The sequence below is a fragment of the Lysinibacillus fusiformis genome, assembly GCF_002845985.1.
In the GTDB taxonomy this organism is placed as follows: domain Bacteria; phylum Bacillota; class Bacilli; order Bacillales_A; family Planococcaceae; genus Lysinibacillus; species Lysinibacillus fusiformis_D.
Window position 1 is genome coordinate 1 of record NZ_PDFK01000009.1, and the last position, 12,533, is coordinate 12,533.

8 protein-coding genes are annotated in these 12,533 nt (G+C 37.3%); 2 read left to right on the forward strand and 6 right to left on the reverse strand.

The genetic code is table 11. The features are described from left to right. Positions 1–509: 509 nt before the first annotated feature. The 3 genes from CRI88_RS19790 to CRI88_RS19800 all read right to left on the reverse strand — a co-directional run bounded on the left by CRI88_RS19790 (position 510) and on the right by CRI88_RS19800 (position 5,022). The gene (locus tag CRI88_RS19790) at positions 510–2,342 is read right to left on the reverse strand and encodes an ABC transporter ATP-binding protein (protein ID WP_058844769.1); all 1,833 of its coding nucleotides are present in this window, start codon (positions 2,340–2,342) and stop codon (positions 510–512) included. After that, a complete protein-coding gene (locus CRI88_RS19795) occupies positions 2,342–4,063 on the reverse strand; it encodes an ABC transporter ATP-binding protein (protein ID WP_036117703.1) in 1,722 nt (573 codons plus the stop codon). The genes CRI88_RS19790 and CRI88_RS19795 overlap by 1 nt, the downstream gene beginning before the upstream one ends. A 65-nt stretch (positions 4,064–4,128) precedes the next feature. Next, the gene (locus CRI88_RS19800; protein ID WP_036117705.1) at positions 4,129–5,022 is read right to left on the reverse strand and encodes a DMT family transporter; all 894 of its coding nucleotides are present in this window, start codon (positions 5,020–5,022) and stop codon (positions 4,129–4,131) included. A gap of 186 nt (positions 5,023–5,208) precedes the next feature. On the opposite strand from CRI88_RS19800, the gene CRI88_RS19805 reads away from it, so the two are divergent. Continuing rightward, positions 5,209–7,233, forward strand: a complete 2,025-nt coding sequence (locus CRI88_RS19805) for an EAL domain-containing protein (RefSeq protein ID WP_058844770.1) — start codon at positions 5,209–5,211, stop codon at positions 7,231–7,233. A gap of 43 nt (positions 7,234–7,276) precedes the next feature. On the opposite strand, the gene CRI88_RS19810 is transcribed toward CRI88_RS19805, so the two are convergent. Together CRI88_RS19810 and CRI88_RS19815 are read right to left on the reverse strand one after the other, a co-directional pair. Then, the gene (locus tag CRI88_RS19810) at positions 7,277–7,744 is read right to left on the reverse strand and encodes a threonine/serine exporter family protein (RefSeq protein ID WP_170829849.1); all 468 of its coding nucleotides are present in this window, start codon (positions 7,742–7,744) and stop codon (positions 7,277–7,279) included. A gap of 21 nt (positions 7,745–7,765) precedes the next feature. Continuing rightward, positions 7,766–8,518, reverse strand: coding sequence for a threonine/serine exporter family protein (locus CRI88_RS19815; RefSeq protein ID WP_036117711.1), 753 nt, complete (start codon positions 8,516–8,518; stop codon positions 7,766–7,768). Positions 8,519–8,854: 336 nt separating this feature from the next. On the opposite strand from CRI88_RS19815, the gene CRI88_RS19820 reads away from it, so the two are divergent. Continuing rightward, complete coding sequence (locus tag CRI88_RS19820) at positions 8,855–10,267, forward strand: polysaccharide deacetylase family protein (RefSeq protein ID WP_036117713.1); 1,413 nt, start codon at positions 8,855–8,857, stop codon at positions 10,265–10,267. A 71-nt stretch (positions 10,268–10,338) separates the two neighbouring features. Here the strand turns inward: CRI88_RS19820 and CRI88_RS19825 are convergent, their stop codons facing one another. Further along, a complete protein-coding gene (locus tag CRI88_RS19825) occupies positions 10,339–12,438 on the reverse strand; it encodes a beta-propeller domain-containing protein (RefSeq protein ID WP_249651049.1) in 2,100 nt (699 codons plus the stop codon). Between the last annotated feature and the right edge of the window lie 95 nt (positions 12,439–12,533).

The following is a 12,533-nucleotide window of genomic DNA, read 5'->3' on the forward strand; positions in this document are numbered from 1 at the left end:
TATACAAAAACTCCTATTAGATGTATTTTTTATAATATTATACTATTTATTCAAATTAATAACATTTCAATTTAACGAAAAAAGAGTAATTTCACATGAAATTACTCTTTTTATCGTAAACCATCCATAGAATTTTTGTGAAAGGTGAAGATGGATTAACGTAGCAGGCTACTTGCTTCCCTGTGAGCCGCTTCCTCCGCTACTGCTCTTTTTAGCAAAGATTTTTAAATAAAGTGAAGGTGTCCACTACTCTTTATAGAGGGTTGTTGTCACTCATCACTTCTCCACATTGAAAATAAGAGGCTATCCTTTCTCTAATCATACAAAAATAATAGGCTATTTTGTTCACTACGGCTCGTTTGAAGGATAAGGGTAAGGCACTTTTGCACATGATTGCTTGGAGTAAAGCGGCTCATAAGACGCCCCCCTGGAAAGGACGCTGGCGCAACGGCAATCAATCCCTTGGCTTTCAAAATGGCTGTTTCTGCCGTTGACATCACCTTTTTCCTCTATTCCTCAAGATGATGTGAGGAGGACTGAAGCATTTGCGCATAAAGGCCACCTGATTCAATTAGTTTTTGCTGAGGTCCAGCTTCTACTAACTCACCTTTTTGCATAACTAAAATCATATCGGCATTATGCACAGTATTTAATCGATGGGCAATAACAAAACTAGTGCGACCCTGCATTAACGTATCAAGCGCCTCTTGTATCGCCATTTCCGTCACAGTATCGATACTGCTTGTCGCCTCATCCAAAAGTAAAATTTTCGGATCAGCAATAAGCGCCCTTGCTATAGAGAGTAACTGCTTCTGACCTTGTGATATCTCGCGTCCATCCGCAGCAAGAATCGTATCATAGCCATCTTTGAGCTTCATGATAAAGTCATGGGCATTCGCTTGCTTGGCAGCTTTCTCAATCTCTGCATCACTTGCATCCAGTCGACCATATCGGATATTTTCACGAACAGAAGTCTCAAATAAAAAGGGGTCCTGCAATACAAAAGCCATCTGTGAGCGAAGGGATTGACGATCTATTTGCTGTACATTTATGCCATCAAATAATACCTCACCCTTTGTTACCTCATAAAACCTTGCAATCAGTTGGAGGATTGTTGTTTTCCCAGCTCCAGTCGCACCAACAAGGGCTACCGTTTGTCCAGGTTCTACTTTAAAATTAACATTCTTTAGTGTGTAAGCTTCTTCTTCCAGCTCATATTTAAAATACACATGCTTAAACGCCACATGCCCCAATAACTGATGCTTTTGTGCTGAAACGATTTCTGCCTCTGGTTGTTCATCAAGCAAGGCAAATACACGCTCTGCACCAGCAATGGCTGATAGTACCGTATTGAACTGGTTTGCTAAATCATTTAAAGGACGTGTAAATTGTCGTGCATATTCAGTGAATATAACAATAACTCCTATCGACACATGCCCATATAACGCAAGTACGCCTCCTATACCTGCAACAATTGTAAAGCTCATATTATTTAAAAAGTTCATGACTTTAGGAATATACCCCGAGTAAGTCTGTGCCCAAAAACCGGTCCTTCTTAATCGCGAGCTTTTTTCTCGAAACTCTGCTTTCATACGCTCTTCTTGTGAGAAAGCTTTGACAATCCGCTGCCCTGAAATTGTTTCCTCTATCATCCCATTCAAAGCGCCAATAGCTACTTGCTGCTCTTTAAATAAGGGTGCTGTACGCCGTGTAATCCAGCGCATCGCCCAAAACATCAGCGGAATAATTGTCATCGTCAGCACTGTCAGCAAAGGGCTTAAACTAAGCATAATAATGACGGTTCCTCCAAGCGTAAGTACACTTGAAAACACTTGGATAAAAGAGCTATTTAAGGTAGAGCTGACAGCTTCAATATCATTCGTCATACGACTCATCAGTTCACCATGTTGACGACGATCAAAGAACGCAACTGGCAATCGTTGAAAATGAGCAAATATACTTGTTCGTAATCTATAAATAGTCTGCTGAGCAATACCAATCATCCAATAGTTTTGTAGAAAAAGTGAAACAGCTAACAGAATATAAATACCAATTAATACACCAATCCACTTACCTAAACCTGAAAGCTTGCCATGCATAACATAATTATCAATCATTTGACCGATTAAATAAGGACCAACTAAAGCTAAAATTGAACTGAGCATCACTAGTAAAAGAACCACAATGAGGAGTGTGCGTTGTTCGTCGACAATTTTCCATAGTCGAAGCAATGTACTTTTCCAATCTGCTGCACGAGGCCCTTTCTTTTTCTTCACAGCTTGCTTCAGATCATCTTTAGTCAAAATCGGCTCATAGCCAAAAGGTTTTTGGAAAAATCCCATTAATCCTCCACCTCCTGTTGGGAGATTGCAATTTTTTTATAGAGCGTTGAAGTTTGTAAAAGCTCTTCATGTGTACCATATGCAACCACTTTTCCAGCATCGATCAGTAAAATACGGTCTGCACCTTTAGCTGTGCGAATTTTTTGTGTGACAACAAGCATTGTTGCCTTCTCTTCACTTAATGCCTCCCACAAAGACTGTTCAGTTTTAACATCTAAGGCACTTGTACTATCATCAAGCATTAAAATATGCCCCTTTCTCAAAAGAGCTCTAGCAATAGATAGTCTTTGTTTTTGGCCCCCTGATAAATTAACACCTTTTTGTCCAACCTTAGTGTCGTAACCATTTGGGAAATCTTCCACAGATGCATGTATTTGTGCCTGCATTGTAGCCTGTAGTACAGCATCCATTTCAGCCTGAGTATCTCCCCAACGTACATTATCTGCAATACTTCCAGTAAACAATAATGATTGCTGAGGGACATAACCAATGATTTCACGTAGCTCTTGCAATTCCCAGTCCTGAACATCCTGCCCTTCCACAAGAATTCTTCCTTGCGTTACTTCATAAAAACGAGGAATTAGCTGTAACAATGTTGACTTTCCAGCACCGGTTGCCCCCATAATCGCTAATTTTTCTCCTGACCTCACTTGAAAACTCACATCTGACAGGACGGGAGCATCTCCTTCTGGATAGGTAAAACAAACATGTTCAAAGGTTAGCTCTCCATATTGCATTGTGCTATCTACTTCTTCTGAGTGGGAAATATCCTCCACCTCATTTTCCATAGATAGTACTTCTGCCATACGTTCTGCGGAGGCCTTTGCACGCGCATAAAAAATAATAATAAACGCAAACATTGAAAACGAGCCGGTCATACGCATGGCATAATTGACAATAGCTACAATATCGCCAAGTGGCGTTGTCCCTGTGGCAATTTGCTTTGTACCAAACCATAAAACGGCAAGCAAGCTCATGTTCATGATGAATAATAGAACAGGCATAATATATTCCATAATGCGTAAAGCCTTTACTGTATCCATTTTTAAGCGTGAAGCAACTTCATCGAAGCGTGTAGCCTCATATGCTCCACGTAAATAGGCCTTCACTAAACGAATTGCCTGTAAATTCTCCTGTAATACCCTATTTAAACGATCTACCCTCTTCTGTACACGTCCAAAATAAGACACACCCTTCGCCACCATAAAAATAAGAAAAATAAAGATGATGGGTGCGCCTATCACTAAAAACAGCGCCAATTTGGCATTTACAACAAAGGCCATTACAATACTTCCTATAACAGCAAGCGGTGCTCGAAGCATAATACGTAAGCTCATAAACAGTACCGTTTGTACCTGTGTGACATCATTCGTTAATCTAGTAATGAGCGATGCTGTGGAAAATTTTTGATAGGTTGCTAGTGTAAAGGATTGAATTTTATCAAACATGGCATTTCGTAAATCATATGAAAAGCTTTGTGCTGTATGAGAGGAGAAATAAGAGTTAATAACTCCCGCTATAAAGGCTACGATTGATAGTGCAAGTAAAACAGCTCCCCATTGCAAAATCATCCCTTGATTTTGGGCTCGTACACCTTCGTCAATTATTTTTGCCATAATGAGTGGCTGTACAAGCTCCACAAATAATTCTAAAAGCATTAAACATAAAGCAAAAATGGCAGTCCATTTATATGGTCTTACATAGGAAAAAACTTCTTTCACATTCTTTCCCCCTTGTCAGAGATAAAATATAAAGCTAGTTAAAAAATCCTAACCCAATAGTATATTTATGCTTTTTCGCCTGCTACCGAAAGCCAGGTTACACAAACAAGCATAACGAAAACACCTATTAATTGCCAAAAACCTAAAGATGTACCGAATACAATGACTGAAATAACCATTGCTGTTAATGGTTCGATACTGGAAAGGATACTCGTCTCCACTGCTGTAATATATTTCATACTACTTAAAAACAGAATAAAGGCTACTGTTCCAAAAAATATTAATGCCACGACTAACATAAGTATCTTAAAATCTGTTAAAACAACCCATTGGTTGGACTGCCACACACGGCTCACTAAGCCTAATGTTAAACCACCTACCAGCATGCCCCAGCCAACTACTAATAGCACACTCCACTCCTTCATTAAGCGTGCAGGATACAGTGTGTAAAATGCAAATGTTAAGCCTACTGCTATACCCCAAAGCAAGGCTTTTGGACTAATAAGCAAACTTTCAAACGAAGCGTTCGTTAGTAATAGAAATAACCCTATAAGGGTACCAATAATCCCTAACACTTGATATTTTGGTGGCCATTTCTTTAAACTAAGAGAGACATATGCCACAACAAAAATGGGCGCTAAAAATTGTAGTAAGGTCGCAAGTACTGCGTTGCTTTCATTTATAGCAGCAACAAAAGCAAATTGTACACCTAGCATCCCTGCAATACCAAAAGTAATGAGCTGTCTACCCCAGAGTTTATGCTGCCAAATACTAAAAATATTTTTTCCTGTTAACAATAAATATGTAAGTAGTAATATACCTGCAACCGATAAACGGACTGTTAACATAAAGGAGACGGTCAATGGTGTATGGTTAAGTAGCCACTCCATCAAAGGGCCAGTTGCTCCCCATAACATAGCACCCGAGACAATAAATAATATTCCTTTTAAACGTTCCATACCAATCCTGCTTCCTATATACGTACTAAAAATTGTTACTTTTCTTCAAATCTTTTCTTACACATCACGAGAAAAGTCCTATTTTTCTTCATTATCAAATATTTACAATTATATTCATAATGACTAATTCCCGATAATTAACTATAATATTAGTATATATTGATTACCCAAGGAGATCGAAAAATCATGAGTCATATGCATAAATCATTTACGATTGATGAACATTATTTAAATTCACTTCCTTTTCCTGCAATTATCATAAATCAAGATGGACAAGCGACTATCTGGGGAAAGAGCGCAGAACATCTGATTGGATTGTCAGCCGATGATATTAAAGGAAATACTACTCCATCTATACTCGAAAATCTACTACGTCAGCTTCCTGTAGAAACATTTCAGTCTATTTTACAAAATGAGGACAGTACGTATTTAGATAAAATTCAAGTATACACAACGTCAAACACAGAAATAACGACAGCCCTGTTAGCGAAGCCTTATACAGAAGAAGGAGAACGTTTTATTCTACTAATCTTTATGCTACCAGAATTAATGACGAATGCTGTTTCACATTGCAGTACATTTGTTAATATCAAGTCAGGTTTAGATGCTACATTCATGACTGTCACACTCGATCACGATGGATTTATCTTAGAATGTAATAATGAATTTTTAAAGACAAGTCAATGGACGCCAAAGCGTGTAATCGGCAAAACATTTTGGCAGTTATTCCCGGATAATGAAGCGAGCGAAAAAATCACAAATACGATTTGGCGTAATTTAAACAATGGTCATACGTGGCAAGGCGAAGTTGAAAAAATCACAAAAATAGGCCAATCCTATTGGGTATTGCTAACAGCCATTCCTACTTTTAATCTCGAAACAAATGAACAACAATTTATCTTAATTGAAAAAGATATTACTAAATCGAAAACCATTCAACATCAGCTAGAAAAAATAGCTTATATCGATACAGAAACTGGGCTGATGAATGCACATCGACTTGAAAAAGTCATTACCAATATGATTGAAGAGCAAAGACATTTTTCTTTTGTTTATCTAAGTATTGATAAATTTTATACTCTAAAAGAATTACATGACCAACAAATCGATCAAAGCCTTATTATTGAATTTACAAATCGAATAAAAATGTATTTCCAAGATAGCACAATGGCTCGTATAAATGAAAATGATTTTGTTGTCATTACCCCTTTAAGTGAGTGGTTTATTCAAGGGTTCTTATCTTACTTACAACAGCACCCTATTTATAGCGGCAATATTGCTGTCCCAATTTCTATTAGTGGTGGCATTACAAGATATCCAGAAGACCAAACAACATTCTCTCAACTTATGAAAGCCTCAATTGCTACCATTTCAACAGTGCGTGAGGCTGGTGGGGACAAAGTTGTTTCCCTGTCAACAGCAACACATAAAGCTTTAAATCGTAAAGCTTTAATTGAAAAACGTTTACTTCAAGCACTTGATCAGAAGAATTTAAAGGTACTTTATCAGCCACAAATTGATGTTTATTCTGGTAAAATTACAGCTGTTGAAGCACTTGTAAGATGGGAAGACGAGGTAATTGGCGTTGTTGCGCCTGATGAATTAATTCCGATTGCGGAAGAAACAGGCCTTATTAATAATATCGGTTCCTTTATGCTAGAAAAAGCTTGTGAGCAGGCATTACTTTGGAAAAGGGCGGGTCATGATTTAAAAGTATCTATTAACTCTTCTGTTCGCGAATTCCGCGATAAAAATATGGCAAAATCCATACTTGAAGTGCTCGCAAAAACAGGTTGTCCAGCAAATCTTCTACAAATTGAAATTACTGAAAAATTTGCTTTAGAGGCGGAAGCTGCCACATCTATCGCACAGCAAATGCGCAAGCTTGAAAACGAAGGCATCTCTTTCGTATTAGATGATTTTGGAACTGGCTATGGATCATTTAGATATATGCAGATTTTACCGATTGATACACTAAAAATTGATCAAACGTTTACGAATTCTCTATTAAAATCTGAAAAGAGCCAAAAGCTTATGCATGGTATGGTACAACTTGGTAAATCTATGGAACTGAAAGTTGTAGCCGAGGGTGTCGAAACGGCTGAGCAAGCAGACCTATTAATCACATATGGTTGTGACGCCATTCAAGGCTATTATATTAGTAAGCCAGTTACACCAGATGAAATTGAAGTATTGCTTAGTAAAAAATAATAAGTAATTAAGGAGGCTGCGTTTAGCTTAACGCAGCCTCCTTCTATTTTTTATAGACCTTTTGTAATTTTACTTTACTTGAACGGACTGAACGGAAAATAAGTTGAATAATTACTTCCGCAAAGACTAGACCGATCACAATTGCACCTGTAATTAAAAATGCCTTTAGGCCATACTGTAAGCCTTGTAAGTAATCGTCCTCTACAACATTTCGCATGGCATTATATGCCATCCCTCCTGGCACCAACGGAATAATTCCACCAACGATAAAAATAATCATTGGTATTTTAAAACGTCGCGCATACAAATGGGCAACTATGGCAATGACAAACGAGCCAAAGAAAGAAGCTTTGACGACATCCATTCCTTGCTCTGTTAAAACATAATAGATAATCCAGCCAATAACTCCAACAAGGCCACAATGAAGTAATGTTTTTCTAGGAACATTAAAAAGAATAGCGATCCCAGCTGTCGCAAAAAAACTAACAATTAATTGTATAAGAATGTCCATCATCTGCATATTGTCCGCCTCCTAAAATCCTAGCGTGACGGCAATTGCTGCACCGATTGCAAAGGCTGTTAAAAAGGCCTCTGCTCCCTTTGCCATCCCTGACATAAAATGACCCGCCATTAAATCACGAACAGCATTGGTAATCAAAATACCTGGTACAAGTGGCATGACAGAACTAATAATAATTTTATCAAGTTCAGTTCCATAACCATACTTTACTGCTAAGAAGGCCACAAAGCCGAGAACAAGTGATGCCGTAAATTCAGAGAAAAACTTCACCCTTGTTAAATGGTTGATCATCACAAGTACTAGAAAACCCATCCCACCCGCTATACAAGCTACCGGAAAATCCGACCATCCTCCCTTAAACATAATCAGGAAACACCCACTTGCAAGTGCGGCTGACAAAACTTGTAAATAAGTTGGTAAAAAATAATTTGTTTTTTGTATCGACTTTAACTCGTCATAAGCTTCTTCTAATGTTATGATGTGAGATGTGAGTCTCCGAGATACTGAATTTACCAAGGCTATTTTTTGTAAATCTGTAACCCTACTGGAAATTGATGTAATTCGCGTCGGCTGTGTCTTGCCTAACGAAAAAATGATTCCAGTTGGTGTGGCATAACATTGAGCATCTGGCATATTTTGAGTATGTGCCATCCGCAGCATCGTATCCTCCACACGATATGTTTCTGCTCCACTTTCAATCATAATACGCCCTGCAAGCAACAAACAGTCAATCGTAAGTTCATTATCCGCTTCTTGTAAGACCATTACAGCTATCTGCCTCCTTCAAAAGGTTCCTTGCCAATATTATCGAACTGCCAATAAAAACTCAACTGAAAATTTCAGCATAAACAGTTAGCTTTCTTTCAATTTAATTTTCATGAATTAACAATTATTGAGCATGTTTTTTCTATTTTAGTAGGTATTTTACAACCACTTTAAAAGAAGTACAACAACATTCGATTGATACCCTATAGAAGGATAGCCGATTTAAAATAATTACTATAAATTAACATTAAAAGATCCGTAATTTGTATAACTTTTTTAATGATTAACACGTCTGATTGTATAGAGAATAAAAAAGAGGGGAGCGTATCCAACACCATGCAGGAACGCAGAAAAAAACGCGGTCCAATAATTGATTTTTTATTACTGGGCCTTATTGTAACCTTAACAACAGTTATACTAGTTATTATCCTATCAAAGGATGAATTTAAGTTTCAAAAGATTAGTGCTTCAAAAGAAGAATCTAAGACAGAATCGGTCAATAGTAATTTATCGACTGAAAGTTCTGCGTTTCCAGGCATACGTATTGTTACAGACGTTTCTAATGATAAACGAACACCATTTGCTATACATTACCCACAAACAGATAACAAAGTTTTTAATGACGCCGTATTACAATACATATCGGATTCAAAAGAAAACTATCTAGCATCTATGAAAAAAAATAAAGATAAAGAAGCTATGGGTGAATTAAATATTAGTCTTGAAACATTTCCATACCGAGAGCATTATTATTCCTTTGTTCTAACAAAAATGGAGTACCTTGGTGGAGCTAATCATGAAGTCTCAACGAAAACATTCTTCATTAATAACGAAACAGGCGAGCAAATTACAATTCAAACCCTTCTACAAAATGACGAGAACAACTTATCAACGTTAGCTGCCAATGTACGAAAGGATTTGCAGAAAAACCTTCAAATAAAGGATGAGCTTTTCACTGATGAATTACTGAAAGCTACAGAGCCAAAATGGTCTAACTTCAATCGCTTTGCTATTGTCGACGATTCATTACAATTCTATTTCAATGAATATGAGATTGCTAGCGGAGCAGCAGGTGCCCCAATAGTGAAACTACCCCTTTCACTTATTAACCCATTGTTAGCCTCTGAGTTTCAAATTGCTATGGAAAATGTAAAACCAACAAATCCACCGCCTACAGGTGATCCGAATAAGAAACGTATTGCATTAACATTTGATGATGGTCCACATCCAAAAGTGACGGAACAAATTTTAAACATTCTCGATAAGTATCACGCAAAAGCAACCTTCTTTATGCTCGGTAGTCGAGTACAATATTATCCTGATATTGCAAGAGATGTATTGGCGCGGGGCCATGAAATTGGCAATCATTCGTGGAACCACCCTGTCTTAACAAAGCTTACACAAGAGCAAGTGATGAAAGAGTACAATACTACAGCCAATGAAATAGAAAAGGCAATTAATCATGGTGCTACAGTTTTCAGACCACCTTATGGTGCAACTAATGACACGATTAATGCCGAGATCCCTATACCTGTAGTGCTATGGTCGATTGATACATTGGATTGGAAGCATCGCAATGCACAGCAATTATTGCCACATGTAAAAAATAATTTGCACAATAATGCCATTGTCCTAATGCACGATATACATCAATCTACTGCAGATGGACTTGATGCTGTCCTTGCCTATTTACAGGAGCAAGGTTATGAATTCGTAACGGTATCAGAAATACTACCATATCGTCAATAGTATGAACCCTTTTCATATATTCAATGAAAAAGTCCAATGAATTTTTAAACGAATTCATTGGACTTTTCTTATTATTTTATTGTTAATGTATCTAAAGGCTTGAAGTCATTTAGCTGATAGCTCTTTACCTCGTTACGCGCTATTGTATAAAGAGCATCATCTATATAGACTACTCGTTGTACAACCTGCTCCCAATTCTCATATGGCTCATTAGTATTACGATTGATTATATTTCCTTTCAAAACAATCCCCTTATCAGCAGTAATTTCATAAATTTGAGCACCATGACCTTGGTACACAATCTCATCACCCTTACCTGCATCATACAGTACTACTGGGAAGCCAAAATAATTGAATTCCTTATTGCGGAATAGCGCTTTCGGATTATATTGTACATCAGAGTAGGAGCCTTTCCCACCGATTTTTACTGTCGATTGTTCTTTTGGGTTACTGAAGTCTGACACATCAAATAGTGACATCTTCATATTGGTTGTCACCGTAAAATTACGTTTCGTATAAGCATCATAGCGTTGCTCTGTATCATAACCAATGCCCATTAAATGTGTTTCATCTATTGGATGTAAGTAATTACTGAAGCCTGGAATCTTCAATTCCCCTAATACTGCTGGCTTTTTTGGATTTGCTACATCAATGACAAATAGTGGATCTACATGTTTAAATGTCACTACATATGCTTTTTCTCCCATAAAACGAGCAGAATATATTTTTTCTCCAGGCGCCATATCCTTTACCGAACCAAGTGGTTTTAAATGTTCATCTAAAATAAAGAGGTGATTATAGGAAGTACTTTTCTCATCCCACGTATTGCCCTCGGTTGTAAAGATTCGGAAATTACCTTTGTATTCGTCCATTGAATACTGATTTAAGACAGTTCCCTTTACTTCTGTACTTCCAGCAAAATTTAAAGTCGTTCCATCTACATTCCACTTAAAAATCTGAGTGTCTGCTGACCTAGGTAGCCAAATCATATCCATAACTCGTTTATTGGATGGAGCAGCCTGATTATTTTCATAAATTGGTGTCGTTAAATATAGGGCATTTTCTGACATATAAAGACCACTACTTCCACCTAAATACCCTTTTGTATTGGCTGTTGTCTTAGCTCCATTTTTTAAATCGACAGCTGTAATTAAACTATAGGTACCATCCATTGTATTAGGTAATATAGAGATTTTTTCTAAAGGTAGGCTTGTGTACGCTGATCCTGCTACACTATCAAATGTTTTAGGCTTTAATTCGGCTTTTTTGTCTTCTTGCAACATCCAATAATTCGGATACATATTACCAATTATATATAATGTGTCCTTCGTAATACGAATATCCTGTAAAAAGCCTTCTTGCCCAACATTACGTACATGTTTTGGATTGCCTGGATTCGAAATATCATAAAATGAGGCTGTTACCATGGCTGTACCAGCCTTTTCAATATATTCATCCCCAATGGCAATTAATAGATTGTCATATAATGCAAGCTTAGAAATATACTGTGACTCTTTTAGTTTAATGCTTGTCGCTAACTTCAAATGCTTAGGATCTTTAGCATTGACAACCGTAATACTCTGATCCTTTACACTGTAAATAAAGCCGTCTTTTACGACAACAATATCACCCTCTTCTACACCGTCTACTTGGTTATTGGTTGTAGACTCGTTATTAGCAGTGGCTTTATCTTCACTTGCTGCACTTTCAGCTTTCTCTTCCTCTCCCCATCCAACTCTTTGAGTCGTTAACAGCTTTTTAAAATATTGCTGGAGCTCTTTTTCAGATTTGACGGCTGTTAACGTTTCAATAATAGTAAATGAAATCGTCTGTGAAGAGACATTCAGCCCCCCTTGTGCGAAGGCTTCCTTTTTCACATGTAATTGATAATTCCCTGGTGCTAACTTCTTGACCACTATTGTTTTTTGATCTTCTAATAATTCAATTGTTGCAGGCACTTTTTGGCCTTTTGCCGTTGTAATAAAGACATAGTCCTCTGTAATCTTGTTTTTCTTTAAAGCTACTGAAAAAGATGCTTGCCAGCTTTGTGTAGCCATGCTGGTGCTAGCGGCCTTTGCAGTCACATCCGTATTCACCATCCATGTGAAAACGCCAGGCACGATAGCTACAACAAGTATCAACATAATTACCAACCATTTGTTTTTCATCATTTTTCCTCTCTTTCATTTACTTGTTTATCCATTAGACTAATAAAAAATCGGAAAGTTACATTTTTCTGAATTTTTTAATGTAGGTTATGACTTCA

Excerpts from the sequence above, each read along its gene's own strand:
- CRI88_RS19825 (WP_249651049.1), bottom strand. The coding sequence starts at position 12,438 with ATGATGAAAAACAAATGGTTGGTAATTATGTTGATACTTGTTGTAGCT.
- CRI88_RS19790 (WP_058844769.1), bottom strand. The coding sequence starts at position 2,342 with ATGGGATTTTTCCAAAAACCTTTTGGCTATGAGCCGATTTTGACTAAA.
- CRI88_RS19820 (WP_036117713.1), top strand. The coding sequence starts at position 8,855 with ATGCAGGAACGCAGAAAAAAACGCGGTCCAATAATTGATTTTTTATTA.
- CRI88_RS19810 (WP_170829849.1), bottom strand. The coding sequence starts at position 7,744 with ATGGACATTCTTATACAATTAATTGTTAGTTTTTTTGCGACAGCTGGG.
- CRI88_RS19815 (WP_036117711.1), bottom strand. The coding sequence starts at position 8,518 with ATGGTCTTACAAGAAGCGGATAATGAACTTACGATTGACTGTTTGTTG.
- CRI88_RS19800 (WP_036117705.1), bottom strand. The coding sequence starts at position 5,022 with ATGGAACGTTTAAAAGGAATATTATTTATTGTCTCGGGTGCTATGTTA.
- CRI88_RS19805 (WP_058844770.1), top strand. The coding sequence starts at position 5,209 with ATGAGTCATATGCATAAATCATTTACGATTGATGAACATTATTTAAAT.